At 66.7% G+C, this 18,481-nt stretch carries 18 protein-coding genes and 1 pseudogene; 6 read left to right on the forward strand and 13 right to left on the reverse strand.

Annotated features, from left to right (window positions below; translation table 11 throughout):
• Position 1: 1 nt before the first annotated feature.
• Complete coding sequence (locus O6P39_RS10655) at positions 2-3,133, reverse strand: efflux RND transporter permease subunit (protein WP_275611305.1); 3,132 nt, start codon at positions 3,131-3,133, stop codon at positions 2-4.
• 27 nt (positions 3,134-3,160) lie between these two features.
• Positions 3,161-4,309, reverse strand: coding sequence for a MexC family multidrug efflux RND transporter periplasmic adaptor subunit (locus tag O6P39_RS10660; protein ID WP_275611306.1), 1,149 nt, complete (start codon positions 4,307-4,309; stop codon positions 3,161-3,163).
• 187 nt (positions 4,310-4,496) lie between these two features.
• Here O6P39_RS10660 and O6P39_RS10665 point away from each other — a divergent pair, with 187 nt between their 5' ends.
• The 3 genes from O6P39_RS10665 to O6P39_RS10675 all read left to right on the forward strand — a co-directional run bounded on the left by O6P39_RS10665 (position 4,497) and on the right by O6P39_RS10675 (position 7,838).
• Positions 4,497-5,063 (forward strand): transcriptional regulator, encoded by a 567-nt coding sequence (locus tag O6P39_RS10665; protein WP_275611307.1) that lies wholly within the window; start codon positions 4,497-4,499, stop codon positions 5,061-5,063.
• 204 nt (positions 5,064-5,267) lie between these two features.
• Positions 5,268-6,266: an ATP-grasp domain-containing protein gene (locus O6P39_RS10670; RefSeq protein WP_275611308.1), complete on the forward strand. Its 999-nt coding sequence runs from the start codon at positions 5,268-5,270 to the stop codon at positions 6,264-6,266.
• Between the two features lie 126 nt (positions 6,267-6,392).
• A complete protein-coding gene (locus tag O6P39_RS10675) occupies positions 6,393-7,838 on the forward strand; it encodes a SulP family inorganic anion transporter (RefSeq protein ID WP_275611309.1) in 1,446 nt (481 codons plus the stop codon).
• 19 nt (positions 7,839-7,857) lie between these two features.
• Here O6P39_RS10675 and O6P39_RS10680 read toward each other — a convergent pair whose 3' ends face one another.
• Positions 7,858-8,091 (reverse strand): hypothetical protein, encoded by a 234-nt coding sequence (locus O6P39_RS10680; RefSeq protein ID WP_275611310.1) that lies wholly within the window; start codon positions 8,089-8,091, stop codon positions 7,858-7,860.
• A 316-nt stretch (positions 8,092-8,407) separates the two neighbouring features.
• Positions 8,408-8,917 (reverse strand): annotated as a pseudogene (locus tag O6P39_RS10685) (DUF2938 domain-containing protein).
• Between the two features lie 74 nt (positions 8,918-8,991).
• Here O6P39_RS10685 and O6P39_RS10690 point away from each other — a divergent pair.
• Positions 8,992-9,468, forward strand: coding sequence for a helix-turn-helix domain-containing protein (locus O6P39_RS10690; RefSeq protein WP_275611311.1), 477 nt, complete (start codon positions 8,992-8,994; stop codon positions 9,466-9,468).
• Here O6P39_RS10690 and O6P39_RS10695 read toward each other — a convergent pair.
• From O6P39_RS10695 to O6P39_RS10705, 3 genes are all read right to left on the reverse strand, one after another.
• Positions 9,423-10,616, reverse strand: coding sequence for an MFS transporter (locus O6P39_RS10695; RefSeq protein WP_275611312.1), 1,194 nt, complete (start codon positions 10,614-10,616; stop codon positions 9,423-9,425). The two genes, O6P39_RS10690 and O6P39_RS10695, sit on opposite strands and share 46 nt — an antisense overlap.
• 106 nt (positions 10,617-10,722) lie before the next feature.
• Positions 10,723-10,935: a 4-oxalocrotonate tautomerase family protein gene (locus tag O6P39_RS10700; RefSeq protein WP_275611313.1), complete on the reverse strand. Its 213-nt coding sequence runs from the start codon at positions 10,933-10,935 to the stop codon at positions 10,723-10,725.
• A gap of 18 nt (positions 10,936-10,953) precedes the next feature.
• On the reverse strand, positions 10,954-11,688 hold the full coding sequence (locus O6P39_RS10705) for an SDR family oxidoreductase (protein WP_275611314.1): 735 nt from the start codon (positions 11,686-11,688) through the stop codon (positions 10,954-10,956).
• A gap of 132 nt (positions 11,689-11,820) precedes the next feature.
• On the opposite strand from O6P39_RS10705, the gene O6P39_RS10710 reads away from it, so the two are divergent.
• The gene (locus tag O6P39_RS10710) at positions 11,821-12,726 is read left to right on the forward strand and encodes a LysR family transcriptional regulator (protein ID WP_275611315.1); all 906 of its coding nucleotides are present in this window, start codon (positions 11,821-11,823) and stop codon (positions 12,724-12,726) included.
• A gap of 25 nt (positions 12,727-12,751) precedes the next feature.
• Here O6P39_RS10710 and O6P39_RS10715 read toward each other — a convergent pair whose 3' ends face one another.
• The 6 genes from O6P39_RS10715 to ccoN form a co-directional block, all read right to left on the reverse strand.
• Positions 12,752-13,189, reverse strand: a complete 438-nt coding sequence (locus O6P39_RS10715; RefSeq protein ID WP_275611316.1) for a nuclear transport factor 2 family protein — start codon at positions 13,187-13,189, stop codon at positions 12,752-12,754.
• 117 nt (positions 13,190-13,306) lie between these two features.
• Positions 13,307-13,810, reverse strand: coding sequence for a GNAT family N-acetyltransferase (locus O6P39_RS10720; protein WP_275611317.1), 504 nt, complete (start codon positions 13,808-13,810; stop codon positions 13,307-13,309).
• 102 nt (positions 13,811-13,912) lie between these two features.
• Positions 13,913-14,773, reverse strand: a complete 861-nt coding sequence (locus tag O6P39_RS10725; protein WP_275611318.1) for a LysR family transcriptional regulator — start codon at positions 14,771-14,773, stop codon at positions 13,913-13,915.
• A gap of 47 nt (positions 14,774-14,820) precedes the next feature.
• Positions 14,821-15,960 carry a CBS domain-containing protein gene (locus O6P39_RS10730; RefSeq protein WP_275611319.1) on the reverse strand — a complete coding sequence of 380 codons (1,140 nt, stop codon included), beginning with the start codon at positions 15,958-15,960 and terminating at the stop codon, positions 14,821-14,823.
• Between the two features lie 95 nt (positions 15,961-16,055).
• Positions 16,056-16,262, reverse strand: coding sequence for a hypothetical protein (locus O6P39_RS10735; RefSeq protein ID WP_275611320.1), 207 nt, complete (start codon positions 16,260-16,262; stop codon positions 16,056-16,058).
• Between the two features lie 11 nt (positions 16,263-16,273).
• A complete protein-coding gene (gene ccoN / locus O6P39_RS10740; protein ID WP_275611321.1) occupies positions 16,274-17,707 on the reverse strand; it encodes a cytochrome-c oxidase, cbb3-type subunit I in 1,434 nt (477 codons plus the stop codon).
• Between the two features lie 374 nt (positions 17,708-18,081).
• Between ccoN and O6P39_RS10745 the strand changes: the two genes are divergently transcribed.
• The gene (locus O6P39_RS10745) at positions 18,082-18,474 is read left to right on the forward strand and encodes a DUF6306 domain-containing protein (protein ID WP_275611322.1); all 393 of its coding nucleotides are present in this window, start codon (positions 18,082-18,084) and stop codon (positions 18,472-18,474) included.
• Positions 18,475-18,481 lie beyond the last annotated feature (7 nt).

Raw genomic sequence — 18,481 nt, forward strand, 5'->3', positions numbered from 1 at the left:
GTCACTCCGTGGCCTCAAGGGATGGGTGGGCGGGTTTGGGCTTGCGGCGCAGCAGTGACAGCAGCCAGACGAAGCAGATGGGCACGAAGATCACCCCCAGCAGCGTGGCGCTGAGCATCCCGCCGATCACCCCGGTACCGATGGCGCGCTGGCTGGCGGCGCCGGCGCCGCTGGCGATGGTCAGCGGCACCACGCCGAGGATGAATGCCATGGAGGTCATGATGATCGGGCGGAAGCGCAGGCGGGCAGCCTCGATGGCGGCCTCGCGCAGGCTGTAGCCCTTCTCCCAGAGTTCCTTGGCGAACTCGACGATGAGGATCGCGTTCTTCGCCGCCAGGCCAATGATGGTGATCAGGCCGACCTTGAAGTACACGTCGTTGGGCAGGCCCACGACCATCACGGCGAGCACCGCGCCGAGGGCGCCGATGGGCACGATCAGCATTACCGACAGCGGGATCGCCCAGCTCTCGTAGAGCGCCACCAGCAGCAGGAACACCACCAGGATGGCGAGGGCGAACAGCTGGCTCGCCTGGCCGCTGGCGACCTTCTCCTGGTAGGACAGGCCGGTCCATTCGTAGCTGATGCCGGCCGGCAGCTCGGCGACCAGGCGCTGCATCTCGGCCATGGCTTCACCGGTACTGACGCCGGGTGCGGCGTCGCCGGCGATGCGGATGGTCGGGTAGCCGTTGTAGCGCACCAGTTGCACCGGGCCTTCTTCCCAATGGGTGCTGACGAAGGCGGACAGCGGCACCAGCTCGCCGCTGGCGTTGGGCACGTAGAGCTTGAGCACGGCTTCCGGGGTCATCCGTTCGCCCTGTTCGGCCTGTACCACCACGCGCTGCTGGCGGCCGGCGTTGGCGAAGTCGTTGATCACCGACGAGCCGAAGGCGGTGGACAGCGCGCTGCTGATGGACTCGAAGCTCACCCCGAGGGTGCGCGCCTTGTCGCGGTCGATTTCCAGGCGCAGCTGCGGTGCCTCGGCGAGACCTTCCATCATCGCGTAGAGGATCTTCGGGTTGCCGTTGGCCTGCCCGAGCAACTGGTCGCGGGCCGCCAGCAGCGCCTCGCGGCCGAGGCCGGCGCGGTCCTGCAGGCGCAGCGAGAAGCCGCCGGAGTTGCCCAGGCCGTCGATCGGCGGCGGGGTGACCGCCATGATCGCGCCGTCGCTGAGGCCGGCGAAGCGCTCGTTGGTCAGCGCGGCTTCGGCGTCGGCGGACTGCTCGGCGCTGCGCACGGACCAATCCTTCAGGGTCGGGAAGGACAGCGCGGCGTTCTCGCCCATGCCGGAGAAGCTGAAGCCCATCACCAGGAACACCGAGTCCACCGCCTCGCGGGACATCAGGTAGCGCTCCAGCTCCTGGCCGGTGAGGTCGGTGCGCGCACGGGTGGCGCCCGGCGGCAGCTGGATGTCGACGATCATGTAGCCCTGGTCTTCCACCGGCACGAAGGACTCCGGCAGGCGCACATAGGTGTAGCCGAGCACGGCGATGATGCCGGCGTAGACCAGCATGTAGCGCCCGGCACGCTTGACTAGCGCGCTGTTGAGCCGGGTGTAGCGCGCGGTCAGACGCGCGAAGCCACGGTTGAAGGCGCCGAAGAAGCCGCGCTTCTCGTGGTGGCCTTCAGGGACCGGCTTGAGCAGGGTCGCGCACAGCGCCGGGGTGAAGGTCAGGGCGAGGAAGCCGGAGAACAGGATCGACACCGCCAGCGACAGGGAGAACTGCTGGTAGATCACACCCACCGAGCCGGCCATGAACGCCAGCGGCATGAATACCGCCGAGAGCACCAGGGTGATGCCGATGATCGCGCCGGACACCTGGCCCATCGCCTTGACGGTGGCGGCGGCGGGAGAGAGGCCTTCCTCGGCCATGATCCGCTCGACGTTCTCCACCACCACGATGGCGTCGTCCACCAGGATGCCGATGGCCAGCACCATGCCGAACATGGTCATCATGTTCACCGAGAAGCCCAGCAGGTACATCATCGTCAGCGTGCCCAGCAGGCACACCGGCACGACGATGGCCGGGATCAGGGTGTAGCGGACGTTCTGCAGGAACAGGAACATCACCAGGAACACCAGCACCATGGCTTCGATCAGGGTGTGGATCACCTTCTCGATGGCCACGTCGACGAAGCGCGAGGTGTCGTAGGGCACCGAGTACTCGACGTCGTCGGGGAAATTTACCGACAGCTCGGCCAGGCGCTCCTTCACCAATGCGGCGGTCTGCAGTGCGTTGGCGCCGGGGGAAAGCTGGATGGCGCCGGCCACCGCCGGCTTGCCGTTCAGGCGCGAGGCGAAGTTGTAGCTTTCGCTGCCCACTTCCAGGCGCGCGACTTCCGCCAGTTTCACGGTGGAACCGTCGGGATTGGCGCGCAGCACGATGCGGCCGAATTCCGCCGGATCGTCCAGGGTGCCTTTCACCGCCAGGGTCGCGGTCACTTCCTGGGCCGCGCTGCCCGGCGAGCTGCCGAAGGCGCCGGCCGGCACCTGCACGTTCTGCCCGCGGATGGCGTTGCTCACGTCATCGATGGAGAGGCCGTAGCCCACCAGCTTCTGCGGGTCGACCCAGACGCGCATGGCCGCTTCGGACGAGAAGAACTGCAGCTTGCCGACGCCGGAGACGCGGCGCAGCTCGTTGTTGATGTTGCGCGCGGCGTAGTCGCCCAGGGCGGTGGTATCGCTGCGCTGGGCACCTTCCTTGTAGTTCAGCGCATAGATCAGCAGGAAGCCGGCGCTGGTCTGCTCCACCTCCAGGCCCTGGGTGAGCACCGGTTGCGGCATGCGCGCCTCGGCCTTCTTCAGGCGGTTCTGCACGTCCACCTGGGCCAGCTCCGGATTGGTGCCGGGCTGGAAGGTGACCACCACTTCGGCGGTGCCGTTGGAGTTGCTGGTGGATTCGAAGTAGAGCAGGCCCTTGGCGCCGTTGAGCTCTTCCTCGATCACGCTGGTGACCGAGTCCACCAGCACCTGTGCGGAGGCGCCGGGGTAGGTGGCGGTGACTGTGATCTGCGGCGGCGCCACGTTGGGGTACTGCGCCACCGGCAGCAGCGGAATGACCAGCAGGCCGGCCAGGGAAATGAACAGCGCCACCACCCACGCGAAGTTGGGGCGCAAGATGAAGAACTTGGACATGGGATATTCCTCGCGGCGAGCCCGGTCTTACTGGCGGGCTGCCTGTTGCTCCTGCGGCTGGCGCGGTTCGACCTTGCTGCCCGGCTGCAGGCCGGTGAGGCCACCGACGATCACCTGGTCGCCGCTGGCCAGGCCCTGGCTGATCTGCCAGCGTGCGCCCTGCATGGCGCCGGTCTGTACCTGGCGAGTCTCGACGCGGCTGTCGGCGCCGATCACCAGCACGTGGGCGCTGCCGTCGGTGGCGCGCTGCACGGCGCGCTGCGGCACCAGAATCGCCTTGGCGTCGCTGCCCTGGGGCGCGGTGACCCGCACGTACATGCCCGGCAGCAGCACACCATCGGGGTTGGCGAAGCTACCGCGCAGCGAGACCTGGCCGGTGCCACGGTCCACCGAGATATCGGTGAACAGCAACTCGCCCTGACGCTCGTAGTCGGTGCCATCGACGCGAATGCTCAGCGCCTGGCTCTGGCCGGCGGACAGGTCGCCGCCCTTGAGCGCCTCGCGCAGGCGCAGCGCGTCGGCCACCGGCTGGGTGAAGTCGGCGTAGATCGGGTCGAGCTGCTGGATGCGCGCCATCAGCGTCGCCTCGCCCTGGCCGACCAGCGCACCCTCGGTGACCAGCGCACGACCGATGCGGCCGGAAATCGGCGCCTTGACCGAGGCGTAACCCAGGTTCAGCCGCGCGGTTTCCAGGTCCGCCTGTGCCGAACGCACCGCCGCCTGGGCGCTGCGCATGTCGGCGGTGGCGCTGTCGAAGTCCTGCTGGCTGACCGCTTCGATCTTCACCAGCGGCTGGTAACGCTTGACCCGCGCCTGCGCTTCATACAGCGTGGCCTGGGCACGCGCCAGTTCGCCCTCGGCGCGGGACACGGCGGCCTTCAGCGGCGCTGGGTCGATCTGGAACAGCAGGTCGCCGGCCTTCACATCGGCGCCTTCCGCAAAGCGCTTCTGCAACACGATGCCGGCCACCCGCGCGCGGACTTCGGCCACCCGCACGGGCTCGATGCGCCCGGGCAGTTCCGAGGTCAGCACCAGTGGTTCGGTGACCACCGCCACCACATCCACCGGACGGGCAACCTCGGCGGCCGCTTCCGGCTCGCCCGAAGGTCCGCAGCCGGCCAGCGCCATTGCCGCTACCAAAGCACTGATCATCCCTATTGCACGCACGCTGCCCATGATTCACCCGGGTCTGTCTAACTGGAAAGGTGCGTATGATCCTTTCAAATTTAAAATGAGTCAATATTGTCTCATTTGCTTCCTGTTTGTATAAAATGTGTCATCTCCTTTCAAAAGGAGGGTCTTCTTCTGCACAATGAGACTTTCCAACATCGAAACAACCCGACATCCGGTTCCGAGGCTACGAATGACACTCACTGCCCACGATGAACGCCTTCTCAACGCGCTGGCCGTGGCCATCGTCGATCGCCCACGGGCGACACTGAAGGAGCTGGCGGAATCGGCGGGGGTGAGCAAGGCCACGTTGCATCGCTTCTGCGGCACCCGCGACAACCTGGTGCAGATGCTGGAGAGCTACGGCCATTCGGTGATCCGGAAGATCCTCGAGGCTGCCGAGCTGCAGCAGGACCCGTCGCTGGACGCTCTGCGCCGGCTGATCGCCGAGCACCTCAAGCATCGCGACATGCTGGCCTTCCTGATATTCCAGTTCCGCACCGAAAGCCTCGACGTGGAGACCGCCACCGAGCGCTGGAGCTACTACATCGACGCCGTGGACGCCTTCTTCCTGCGCGGCCAGCAGAACGGCGTGTTCCGCATCGACATCACCGCCGCGGTGTTCACCGAACTCTTCCTCTCGATGCTCTACGGCATGGTCGACGCCGAACGTTACGGCCGGGCGGCCAGCTCCAGCTCGGCCAGTGTGCTGGAGCGGCTGTTCCTGCAGGGTGCGCTGGTGCAGACGCAGGCGGGGTAGGGCCGGACCGCCAGGCGATGCCGGACCTGGTTCCGCTGACCGGTCCGTCGCCCATGCATCCAGGGTCTACGCTGAACCCATCAGGACAAAGGGCCAGGAGGGTGATTCGGCGGTAAGGCAGCAGAGTCAATGCGAGGCCTTGGAGATGGAAACGGGTGTCCCTGCTCCACTGTTTTCCCGACGCGCCAGCGGCGGGAATTCGACGTGAAAACGTCACCTCCCCACGGATCGATCCCGACGCTCCTCGTCACCGCCATTGGTTCCTTCGCCGCAGAAGCGGTAATCACTTCGTTGCGCCGCTGTTCGCACATGCGAATCCTGGGCAGTAGCACGGTTCCGCAGGAATGGACGGCCACCTCGGCCTTGCTCGATAGCGTGTGCCAGGTGCCCACCGCGCGGGACCCGCAGGCCTATGTCGAACGCATTCTTTCGCTCTGCGAATCCGAACGGATAACCCATGTACTGCCGCTGACGGACATCGAGGTGGATGCCTTCGTCCTGCACCATGAGGCGTTCTCCCGCCTTGGCATCACACTGTGCATGTCACCGGTGGAAAGCCTGCGCCTGGCTCGCGACAAGTGGCGCGTCTTCGAGATGTTCTGCAGTGATCCGCTCATTCACACCATCCCCACCTGGCGGCTGGAGGCGCTTCCCTCGACGGGGTTGACCCTCCCGTTGATCGCCAAGCCGCGCGGTGGCCGGAGCAGCGAAGGGCTGGAGCGGATATACGATGTGCATGACCTTGTCTACTTCCGCAGGAAGCTGGACGAGCGTGGCTATATCGTGCAGCCGCTGCTCGACGGCGAGGTGTGTGTGGTGGACGTCGTGCGCCAGCGCGCCAGCGGACGCGTGGCGGCCATGGCCAGGCAGGAACTGATGCGGACGTCCAACGGCGCCGGCATGACCGTCAGGATGCTGAACGATCCGGCGCTGACCGATGCGGCCCTCGAAGTCGCCCGCGCCCTCGATCTGAATGGTTGCATCAACGTCGAGTTCCTGATGCACGCCGGCACCCCGCTGCTGATGGACATCAACCCCCGGTTTTCGGCGGGCGTGGCCTTCAGCCAGCTTTCGGGGTACGACATGGTGATCAACCATTGGCGGTGTTTCTCGGGAGAGCCCCTCGACGAGCCCGTCATGCCCGAGCCGCGCATCTTTGTCCGACGTATCGTCGAAGTCGGGCCCTGGGGTCCGGAGAGCTGATCGGCAAGTGCGCTCGCTGAGTCGCTGCCGGGGATGCCTGCGACCGCAGGGCATGGCGAGTGGCCGGGCGTGGGGCATTTGCGTACCATTGCCGGCCTTTTCCGCAGTCCCACCCCGAGTCGAACCATGAAACCCGCCCGCCTGCGTGCCGATGTCCTGGCCGGACTGACCACGTCCTTCGCCCTGGTGCCCGAGTGCATCGCCTTTGCCCTGGTCGCCCACCTCAACCCGCTGATGGGGCTGTACGGCGCCTTCATCCTCTGCACTCTGACCGCGCTGTTCGGCGGCCGTCCCGGCATGGTCTCTGGCGCCGCCGGTTCGATGGCGGTGGTGATAGTCGCCTTGGTGGTGCAGCACGGCGTGCAGTACCTGCTGGCCACGGTGCTGCTGGGCGGCCTGGTCATGGTCGCCTTCGGCGTGTTGCGCCTGGGCAAGCTGGTGCGGATGGTGCCGCATCCGGTGATGCTCGGCTTCGTCAACGGCCTGGCCATCGTCATCGCGCTGGCGCAAATGGAGCATTTCAAGGACGGTGAGCACTGGCTCAGTGGTATCCCGTTGTACCTGATGCTGGGGCTGGTGGCGCTGACCATGGCGGTGGTCTACCTGTTGCCGAAGCTGACCCGCGCGGTGCCGCCGGCGCTGGTGGCGATCCTCGGCGTCGGGCTGCTGGTCTACCTGCTGGGCCTGCCGACCCGCACCCTGGGCGACATGGCGCACATCGCCGGCGGCCTGCCGCCGTTCGCCCTGCCGGATATCCCGTGGAACCTGGAAACCCTGCGGATCGTCGCACCCTACGCCTTCCTCATGGCCATGGTCGGCATCCTGGAAACCCTGCTGACCCTCAACCTCACCGACGAGATCACCGAAAGTCGGGGCTTCCCCGACCGCGAATGCGTGGCGCTGGGCGGCGCCAACATCGTCTCCGGGCTGTTCGGCGGCATGGGCGGCTGCGCCATGATCGGCCAGACGGTGATCAACCTCAGCTCAGGCGGCCGGGGCCGGCTGTCGGGCGTGGTGGCCGGGGTGATGGTCCTGCTCTTCGTGCTGTTCCTCTCGCCGCTGATCGAGCGCATCCCGCTGGCGGCGCTGGTGGGCGTGATGTTCGTGGTGTCGCAGCAGACCTTCGCCTGGGCTTCGCTGCGGGTGCTGAACAAGGTGCCGACCAGCGATGTGCTGGTGATCATCGCGGTGACCGCGATCACCGTGGCCACTGACCTGGCGATCGCAGTGTTCTGCGGCATCGTCATCGCCGCCCTGGACTTTGCCTGGAAGCATGCCCGCGAGCTGTACGCCGACGTGCATGACGAGGTCGACGGCAGCCGGCTCTATCGCGTGCACGGCACGCTGTTCTTCGCCTCCACCACACCGTTCCTCAACCAGTTCGATCCAGCGGGCGATCCGCAGCAGGTCACACTGGACTGCGCGCATTTGAGCTTCGTCGACTATTCGGCCATCGCCGCACTGAAGACCCTGCGCGAGCGCTATGCCAAGGCCGGCAAGCAGCTGCGCGTGGTGCACCTGTCGGAGCGCTGCCGGCAACTGCTCAAGCGTGCCGGTATACAGCACGCGTGAACCGGCGCGCCCGCTGGCGTCAGCGAGGATGCGGGCGCTGCGGAACGCGGGCGCCGTTAGTGAGCATGTCTTCCCACACGTCTTCCAGGGTGTGGGCGTCGCGTTCGAGTTGCCGGGTTGCGCAGCGCAGTCGACGGCTCAGTTCGTGGCTATCGATCAGCGGAGTGATTTCCCGTAGCAGCTCGACCACCACATCATTGTTGAACGAGGCGGAGCGTACGGCTCGCAGGGCGCGGGCTCGGTTGCCTGGCATGATGGGCTCCTGAGGCGGCGCTTCCACGGCAGGCCGCCCGGTTGAGGCTTGGATGGGCTGACGGACGTTGCCGCAGCCGCATGCGGTCTTGCCATTATCGAGGCCTGGATCTTCGCTGCAGGTCTAACAGGTCAATGAAAGGGCGGGTTCTCGCGAGGTCCTGCCGATGGGCCTTGTCGCGGAACCGGCCAGAAGCGGCCTGTCGCGTTGACGCCACTCGCCACTCGCCACTCGCCACTCGCCACGATGCCACTATCGATACTCTATCGCCTCAGGCCGCCGATGATTTTCGAGCAATCCGTTGAGCTACAGCGCCTCAACCGGCGCTAGACATCAGCGCGGCGTTGACCAAGGCGCCCAGATACAGGCCGATGCCGAACACCAGGTGCGTGCCCAGGCTCTTGATCCGCGCCTTGCGTGGATCGGGCGCCTTGGCCGCGGCGATGCCCATGCCCAGCGCGGGTTACACCACCAGGAAGGGCAGGCTGACCGTGACCAGGCCGAATAGCAACGCCGGTAGCGGACCGGGCCGGGACAGCCAGTCGGGGCCGGCCAGTATCAGCAGCGCCCCGGCGAAACCGATGCCGATCAGGTAGTGGGCGAGCCAGCCGAGCGCCCGTTCACCGGCGATGGCCGGGGCCTTGCCGATGGCGGTATGGCGGAAGCGACCGTGGAGCATGTGGCCGACCCAGCGGCCGACCAGGGCGTAGTCCAGCGCGGGGACGCCGAAGACGCGCTTGAGCAGCAGCGTCCAGCCATCCATAACGAGGGTCGCAACGATGCCGATGAGCAGACTGTGAAGCACGAAGGTGATGACCGGGTTCATACAGGTCTCCTGAAAGGGTATGGTGAAACTCCGATCAACACAGCATTCCAACTCAAGTCGACTTGAGGTCAAGCATGAAAGAGATGGACATCGGCCAGGTGGCGCGCTGGTCCGGCCTGCCGGTTTCGACCCTGCGTTACTACGAGGAGAAGGGGCTGATCCGCTCCATCGGCCGCAACGGCATGCGCCGGGTGTTCAGCGATGAGGTGCTGTCGCGCCTGTCACTGATCGCGCTTGGGCGGGAGGCGGGGTTTTCCCTGGAGGAGATCGGCGCCATCTTCGTCGGCGGCGCGCGGCCGCTGATCGATCGCGAACGGTTGCGGGAGAAGGCGGAGGAACTGGACCGCAGCATCCGTCGGCTCAGCGCCATCCGCGACAGCTTGCGCCACGCCGCCGAGTGCCCGGCGCCGGATCACTTGGCCTGTCCGAAGTTCCAGCGGCTGATGAATGTCGCCATCCGCACCACATCGCGCGGGCGGACGGAGAAGCCGCGCAAGGCGCCCCGTCAGTCCCGTGGCCGGGGCGGCGACAGCGAGGCGCCGGCGACGTAGAAGAAGGCGCCGCTGACGATGCAGCCGGCGAGCATCACGAACACCCAGTGCGGCGCCCACAGGCTGAGGGCGAAGCCGACCAGCACCGGGCCGGCCGCGCCGCCGAGGTTCGACAGGTTCTGCGTGCCGTAATACACACCGCGCAGGTGCGGCGGGGCGATGCGGTCGATGAACATGTACTCGGCGGGGATCACGATGATCTCGCCGAGGGTGAACACCACCATCGCCAGCCCCCAGTGCACCACGTTCTGCGACAGGCCGAAGCCGACGATGCCCAGCACGAACAGGCCCAGCCCGACCAGCAGCCAGCGCTGCAGATGGTCGTTGTCGATGCGCTTGCCCAGCAGGTACTGGAGGGCGATCACCGAGACGGCGTTGACCCCCAGCAGCGTCTGGATCACCTGGTAGGCGTATTCCGCGCTGCCGGTGGTCACCAGGTACTGCGACAGGTAGGCGGAGAACTGGCCGAATACCACGGCGGTGAACACCCCGCCAAGGGTGAAGTACATCAGCCGATGGTCCTTCGACAGCACGCTCATTACCGCCAGGAAGGACGGCGGCGCGGTGCCCCCGGCCGGGCGCATGTCGCGGTCGCCGTAGCGCAGGAAGGCCAGCAGGAAGAGGGCGCCAAGTGCGGCCGAGACGATGAAAGGCAGTTTCTGGCTGACATGGGCCAGCGCCGCGCCGATGAAGGGGCCGATGGCGTAGGCGAGGTTGATCAGGGTGTAGCGGATGGAGAAGGCGCGGCCCTGTTCGCCCGCCGCGAGCAGGCGGCCGAACACGGTCTTGACCACCACGTCGGTGACTGAATAGGCGAAGTTGAAGCCGAGCAGGAACAGGAAGAACAGCCACAACTGCCGGGTCAGCAGCATGCCGAGGAAGGCGGCGACGAAGCACAGGCCGAAGCCGAGGATCAGCCGGAAGCCCGGCAGGCGGTCGATCAGGTAGCCGCCGTAGAGACTCAGCAGCGCACCGCCGAACAGCGAGCCGCCCATGACCAGGCCGATGCGGTCGACCGGCAGGTCGAAGTTCGTCGACAGGTAGATGACCAGGTAGGGCAGGGTGATGCCGCGCGCCAGGGTCAGCAGGAAGGTGGCGCAGAGCAGCAGATTGACCTGTAGCGGATAACGCTTGAGCGCGGCGAGCATTCCTTGCCTCTGCGATGGCGAAACGGTATGCCGCGATCCTAGCAGCACCCTTATGGTGCAAGGCAATCGCCGGAGGACCTGGCGGCCCCCCGGCGTGCCCGCAGCTTCAACCGGGTTTCCTTTCCCGCGCCCGCAGCGCCTTGACCGTCTCCCCACCCACGCCCCAGCTGTCGGTGGGGATTTCCTGGATCACCACGAAGGTGCTCGCCGGCGGTTTTCTCAGCACGCGTTCCAGCAGTTCGGTCACGCCTTCGATCAGCTGGCGGCGTTCTTCGGCGGTCACCCCTTCATCGGTGACCTGGATGTTCACGTAGGGCATTTCGGGTTCTCCTCGGGTTTACCAGGTGCCGGTGGTGGAACCACCGTCGACATTCAGGATGGCACCGGTGACGAAAGTCGAGTCGGTCAGGTAGAGCACGGCGTCGACGATGTCCTGCGGCGTGCCGATCCGGCCGGTGGGCGCCAGGCCGCCGAGGAAGGCGCGGGTCTGCTCGTCGGTGGCATGCATCGGGGTCTGGATGATCCCCGGCGCCACGGCGTTGACCTGCACCTGGGACCCCGCCAGCTCCAGGGCCAGGCCGCGCACTGCGCTGTTCAGACCGCCCTTGATCAGCACCGGCAGCAGCGCCGGCACCTTGGCGTTGGGCTGCATGGCAATGGCGGCGGTGATGGTGACGATGTGCCCCGAGCCGTTGGCGGCCATGTGCCGGGCGGCGGCCTGGGACGGATAGAAGAAGCCCTTGAGGTTGGTGTCGACGATGCTCTCGACCTCCGCCTCGCTGTACTCGGTCACCGGTTTGGCGATGAAGATGCCGGCGTTGTTGACCAGGATGTCCACCTTGCCGAAGGCCTCGATGGCCTGGGCGAACAGGCGCCTGGCGGTCTCCGGTTTGGCGATGTCGCCTTCCACCGGCAGGAAGTTGGCCGGGTTGCCCAGTTTGCTTGCGGCCTCCTGCAGGCGGGCTTGGCTGCGGGCGTTGCCCACCACGTTGTAGCCGCGTGCCAGGTAAGCCTCGGCGATGGCGAAGCCCAGGCCGCTGGAAGCGCCGGTGACGATGACGGTCTTGCTCATGATTGAGTCTCCTCAAGTGAGGCGGGGCGGTGTGCCCGCGTCTTGGAAGCCAATCTAGGCTGCAAACGATGCTTGAAAAATGAGGCTCATGGCATTTGAATTGATACCTCATGTAATGAATTGGTCAGCGCCATGACTCGCCATTTCGACGACCTGCAACTGGGCAGCATCGAGCTGTTCTGCCTCGCCGCGGAAACCGGCAGCTTCACCGCCGCGGCCAACGAGGCCGGCATCACCCCGGCGGCGGTAAGCCGTTCGGTGGCGCGCCTGGAAGAGCGCCTGGGCGTGCGCCTGTTCGTCCGCACCACGCGGCAGATGCGCCTGACCGAAGGTGGGCGCAACTACTTCGAGCAGTGCCGCCAGGCCCTGGGCCAATTGGTGGATGCCGAGCGCGAGGTCACCGGCGGCCAGAGCGTGCCGTCCGGCCGGCTACGCATCAGCGTGCCGACGCCCTACGCGCATTACCGCCTGCTGCCGCTGCTGCCGGAGTTCCGCCGGCGCTACCCGCAGGTGACCGTGGACATTCACGTCAGCAACCGCAACATCGACTTCGCCGACGAAGGCTATGACCTGGCGGTGCGTGGCCGCGAGCCGGCGGATTCCAGCCTGGTGGCGCGGCGCCTGGAAGATGCCGAGCTGGTGGTGGTGGGTACTCCGGAGTATCTGCAGCGCACCGGCGTGCCGCAGGCGCCGGACGATCTCGCCGGCCATGACTGCATCCAGTACGACCTGCCCAGCACCGGGCGGCGGGTGCCCTGGTCGTTCCGGGTCAATGGCCGGGCCGTGGAAGTGGAAACCGCGGGCAACTGCACGGTGCTGGAGGACTACCTGGCCACCGCGACCCTGGTCAAGCATGGCGGCGGGCTGATGCAGGCCTATCGCTTCACCGTGCAGGCGGAGCTGGCAGCCGGCGAACTGGTGGAGGTGCTGCGCGACTACGGCGGCACCACGCGCCCGTTCCTGCTGATCTACCCCCACGCGCGGCATGTGCCGTCGCGGGTGCGGGCGTTCATCGAGTTCATGCTGGAGCGGCGCTAGCGGGCGCCGGCTGCCGCCGTGGTGATCAGTGTGCCGGCGCCTTCTGGGCGGAGAGGTAGGCGCCCAGGCGGCGACCCATTTCCTCGCCGAGGGCTTGCAGGCCGCTCATGGGGCGGATCATCACCTCGAATTCGACGATCTTCCCGGCCTCGTCGAAGCGGATCATGTCGATGCCCTTGAGGTCGCGGCCGTTGACCGTGGCGCTGAACTCCAGGACCACGCTCAGGCCATCGGCGGTGGCCAGCTGGCGGTGATAGACGAAGTCGCCGAACACCTGCAGCACGGTGCCGAGGATGGTCGCGGCCACCGGCGCGCCGGGGTAGGGCGTGTGGGCCATGGGCGAGCGGAACACGATGTTCGGCGCCAGCAGCTCCGGCAGGTTGGAGAAGTCCTTGCGGGCAACCATCTGGTGCCAGCGCTCCAGGGATGCGGCGGCCTGGGTATTCAGGTTGAGGGCGGACATGGGATACCTCCTGATCGCTCTTGTCGTTTGAACAGGACGATACGACCGCGCACGGAACCGGCTCAATGATCGGAAATGACAGAAGATTGATCCTGCTGCACAACCGCCCGATGGTTTTTAGTGTGTCCAGGGATTGATGAAAAAACTCGCCAGCTGCGGATCGTCGCCCGGATCGATGTGCTTTACCGGGCGCGGCAGGGCGCCCAGCACCGCTTTCCAGAATGCCGCCGCCAGCTCGTCGCCGGTGTAGTAGCGCACCAGCCAGGGGCCGGGGTTGTCCAGCAGTACCCGGGTGGCGACCGTCCGGCCGACGCCCTTGCGACGGTATTTCTTCAGCACGAAGACGTCCGCCAGTTCCAGCGCGTCGATGCCCGGCAGTTCACTGCCCTCGATCAGCACGAAGCCGGCGATGAAGCCGTCGACGAGGATCAGGTTGGCGCTCCATTCCGGCTCGCTCCAGTAACGCGCCAGGTGTTCCTCGTGGATGTAGAAACGGCCGTCCACTTCCACGTCCTCCTGCTCCCAGTCCGAGGACTCGTAGGCGTAGAACTGGTAGAGGTTGCGGATCAGCTCGATGTGTTCCGGGCCGGTCTGTACCAGCTCGATGGGAAGGTCGGTCATGGCGGTGCTCGCGGGCGGTGCGCAGGGCGCACCGCAGAGAAGGGGTATCAGGTAATTTTCGCGCAATGCGCCGGTATTGCCAGCGGCCGTACGGAGTGTCCGTCAGATCATCGGGTCCCAGCGCTGCGACCAGTCCGGGTCCTGCGCCACCACCTCGCGCAGCAGGCTGAACGCCTGCTGCAGCGCCTGCGAATCGCGGTCGCGGGAATACACCAGGTAGGTCGGGTAGCTGAACTCCGGCGCCTTGGGCACGCGGCGCAAGACCTTGCGGTCCAGGTAGCTCTGCACCACCCGCGTGCGGAAGTAGCCCGAACCGCCGTTCTCCAGGATGTACTGCAGGGCCAGCGGGCCGAGGTTGAACGACACCGGCGCCTTGGACAGCTCCGGCAGGGCGCTGTCATGCAGTTGGCGGAAGCCTTCGCCCCAGTCGATGTAGACGTAAGGCTCCGGATTCTGCGCGCGCACCAGGATCAGCTTTTCCTCCAGCAACTGCTCCACCTGCATGCCCGGCCAGTAGGTCGGGTGGTAGACCAGCGCCGCGTCCAGCACGCCCAGTTCCAGCTGGCGCAGCAGGCTCTGGCCGTCGCCGATCTCGGCGCGCACCGCGTGGTCGCCGATCACCTGGCGGATGCGGCTGACCCAGCGCAGCATCAGCGGGTTGCACAGGCTCACCTCGCCGCCGATGTGCAGCACGTTGTGGTAGCCCTCGGGCAACGGCAGGTCGCGCTGGGCGGCTTCCCAGGTCTGCAGGATCTGGTTGGCGTAGGTGACGAAGGCCTCGCCGTCCGGGGTCAGGCGGGCGCCGGCGCGGTTGCGCACGAACAGCGTGCAGTTGAGGTGCGCTTCCAGTTTCTGTACCCGCGCGGTGACGGCGGTCTGGGTGATGTGCATGCGTTCGGCGGCGGCGACGAAGCTGCCGTGGCGGACGATTTCCAGGAAGGTACGGGTCAGGTCGATGTCCATGGGCGGGGTCTGCGCGAATCAGGCGGCCAGTGTAGCGGAAAGCGCGGCTAGCCCAGGTGGCTGAGCAGGTCGCGGTGCAGGGCGGCGATCAGGTCGGTCTGGGTGATCACGCCCACCAGTTCGCCGTGTTCGAGTACCGGCAGGCAGTGCAGGCCGCGGTCGGAGAGCAGCGGGATCAGCTCCACCGCATGGGCGTCGGCGTCGACGTGCAGCACCGGGCTGCTCATCAGCTCGCCGAGCACGCGGTCGCGGCGCAGGCCGAGGCTGCCGAGCAGTCGCTTGAACCCGCGCCCCGCGCGCTTGGGGGCGAGCAGGTCGATCAGGCTGACGATGCCCACCAGCCGGCGCTCCTCGTCGAGGATCGGCAGTGCCTTCAGGTGATGCTTCACCAGCAGGCGCAGGGCGTGGTGTACCGGGGTTTCCGGCGTGGCGCAGACCAGGTCGCGGGACATCATCTGCCGCGCACGGGTGTCGCCCATGCTGCGGCGCAGGGCGTGGCGCTCGGTGCTGCGGACGATGCGTTCGAGGTCGTCGCGGGTGATGTCGACGAAGGCGCCGACCTCGTCCAGCGCCTGGTCGAGGTCGGCGGACTGGATGCCGACTCGCTCGCCGGGTGCCGGGTCCTGGGTGTGGTGATCGTCCTTGATGATCGTGCGCCGACGCGGGTAGGGCATGCGCGTGAGGTTGTTGAACAGCACCGCCAGCAGCACCAGGCCGAGACCGCCGCTGATGGCCGGCAGCGGCGCCATCCAGGCCGGCTCGCCGGGCAGCGGCGCGGCGAAGACCATGCAGAAGGCCAGTGCGCCGCCCGGCGGGTGCAGGCAGCGCAGCGGGTACATCAGCAGCAGGCTCAGGCCCAGCGCCAGGGCGGCGCTGACCACCCCGGCGGGCAGCCACAGGCCGATCAGCAGCGCCATCAGCGAGGCACACAGGTAGCTGCCGATCACCGACCAGGGCTGGGCCAGGGCGCCGGAGGAGACGGCGAACAGCAGGATCGCCGAAGCCGCCCAGGGACCGGCGAAATGCAGCGCCACCGAGGAGCCGAACAGCAACCCGCAGGTAATGGCGCTGAGCAGGAATGCCAGGCTGGCGCCGATTGATGCGCGCAGCCATTCATGAGGGCGGGTGTGGGGGATGTCGGGAAGGTACGTGGCGGCGCGCTGCCGCCAGCCGGTCAGGGCGGGCATTGGAAGAAGGTCCGGAAAAAAAACGGGCTCTTGCGGCAAGAGCCCTGCAAGGTGCCGCGAACGGCACGCGGGAGGCCCCATCCCTGGGGGGAAGTTCAGGCCCGCAGGCGATCCAGCGGGCCGGGTTCGGGCAGCGGCGCAACGATCCGCTCGCAGCGCCGACCGGTGGCGGCGGTCATGCGTCGGGCGGCTTCCGGATCGTCGGCGAAGGGCAGCAGCGCGGCCTGCTCGAAAGTCTCGCCGCGGCAGGCGCGCCAGCACGCCACGGCACAGGCCAGCAGGCCAATGAGCGTCAGCAGCATCGTCGTACTCCTCAGGCCGTGGCCGGCGTGCCCTGGCGCACCGGCTTGCCACCGCGCACGGTCAGCCAGGTGTTCCAGGCCATCAGCAGCATGCCGCTGGCGAAGGTGGCGCCGCCGATCAGCCGCACGATGTAACCCGGATGGCTGGCCTGCAGGGCTTCGACGAAGGCGTAGGTCAGCGTGCCGTCCTCGTTCACCGCGCGCCACATCAGGCCCTGGGTGATGCCGTTGACCCACATGGAGGCGATGTACAGCACGGTGCCGATGGTGGCCATCCAGAAGTGCGCGTTGATCAGCCCGATGCTGTGCATCTGCTCGCGGCCGTAGAGCTTCGGGATCATGTGGTAGAGCGCGCCGATGGAAATCATCGCCACCCACCCCAGGGCGCCTGCATGCACGTGGCCGATGGTCCAGTCGGTGTAGTGCGACAGCGAATTCACCGTCTTGATCGCCATCATCGGCCCCTCGAAGGTGGACATGCCGTAGAAGGCCAGCGACACCACGAGGAAGCGCAGGATCGGGTCGGTGCGCAACTTATGCCAGGCGCCGGACAGGGTCATCATGCCGTTGATCATGCCGCCCCAGCTCGGCGCCAGGAGGATCAGCGACATCACCATGCCCAGCGATTGCGCCCAGTCCGGCAGCGCGGTGTAGTGCAGGTGGTGCGGACCGGCCCAGATGTACAGGGTGATGATCGCCCAGAAGTGCACGATGGACAGGCGATAGGAATAGATCGGCCGCTCGGCCTGCTTGGGCACGTAGTAGTACATCATGCCGAGGAAGCCCACCGAGAGGATGAAACCCACCACGCTGTGGCCGTACCACCACTGGATCATGGCGTCGGTGGCGCCCGAGTAGATCGGGTAGGACTTGAGCAGCGTCACCGGCACCGCCAGGTGATTGACCACGTGGACCATCCCGGTAACCACGATGAAGGCGCCGTAGAACCAGTTGCCCACGTAGATGTGGCGCACCTTGCGCCGGGCGATGGTGCCGAAGAACAGGTACGCGTACACCAGCCAGAGCACCGTGACCCAGAGGGCGATGGGCCACTCCATCTCGGCGTATTCCTTGGAGGTGGTGATGCCCAGCGGGTAGCTCACCACCATCGCCACCAGGCTCGCCTGCCAGCCCCAGAACAGCAGGTTGGCCAGGCCGTCGGAGATGATCCGCACCCGGCAGGTGCGCTGTACCACGTAGAAGGAGGTGGCGAACAGCGCGCTGCCGCCGAAGGCGAAGATCACCAGGTTGGTGTGGATCGGCCGGATGCGCCCGAAGCTGGTCCAGGGCATGTCCAGGCTCAGTTGCGGCCATACCAGCTGGGCGGCGATGAATACGCCCATGAGCATGCCGAGGATGCCCCAGCCCAGGGTGGTAAGGGTGAACCGGCGAACGATGTCGTAGTTGTAGGTCGTTTCTTGATCGAGGGGTATCGCGCTGTCCATCTGGATTCCGTCGTACTTCGGTTGGCTGACGGCTCCCTGTCCGCCGAAGGGGTACGGGCGGACGGGCGAGCGTCGTGGGAGGCAATTCGCCGCAGGGGAGCCGAAACAGTCTGAACAGACGGGATGGATGCAACAAACGAATAATAATGCAGCCTAAGTGCAGTATTTTTGATATAAACCACCGCGCCTGCCACGCAAGCGCTCTGGCGCGCCTTGCTCAGGATCAAGGGTGACGTGCGTGGCGGCGGAAATGACGAGGTAGCGCACGCGGCGGATGCATTCGAAAAAGTGCTGCGTCAGTGCAATTCAATTCATTTAAATCCGCGCCTGCGGGCGGTCTAGCATGGGCCTTCGCGATCACCGAGGGACCTTTCATGTCCGCCATCACCATCGACCTCATCGACTGGCTGCAGACCCTGATGCGCGCCGAGCGTGCCGGCGCGCGGGTCATGCTCGACAGCCTGCGGCAGACCGACGAGCCCGCCGTGCGCCGCCGCCTGGAACACCTGCACCAGGGCGAGGCGGAAAGCTGCCGGCGCCTGCGTACCTGCCTGGAGCGCCTGGGCGCGCAGCCGGACAGCGGCATCGGCGACTTCCATGCCAGCGCCATGGCCATCGACGATCTGGCGCTGCGTTTCGACTTCATCGGACGTGGCCAGCGCTGGGTCGCCCGGCAGATCCGCCAGCGCCTGCCGGAAATCGAGGCGCCCTGGCTGCGCGAGGAACTGCTGGTGGTGCTGCGACTGCACGAGGAGGGCGAAGCCTGAGCGACGG

Origin of the sequence: Pseudomonas sp. PSE14, from assembly GCF_029203285.1 — a bacterium.
GTDB lineage: Bacteria > Pseudomonadota > Gammaproteobacteria > Pseudomonadales > Pseudomonadaceae > Pseudomonas.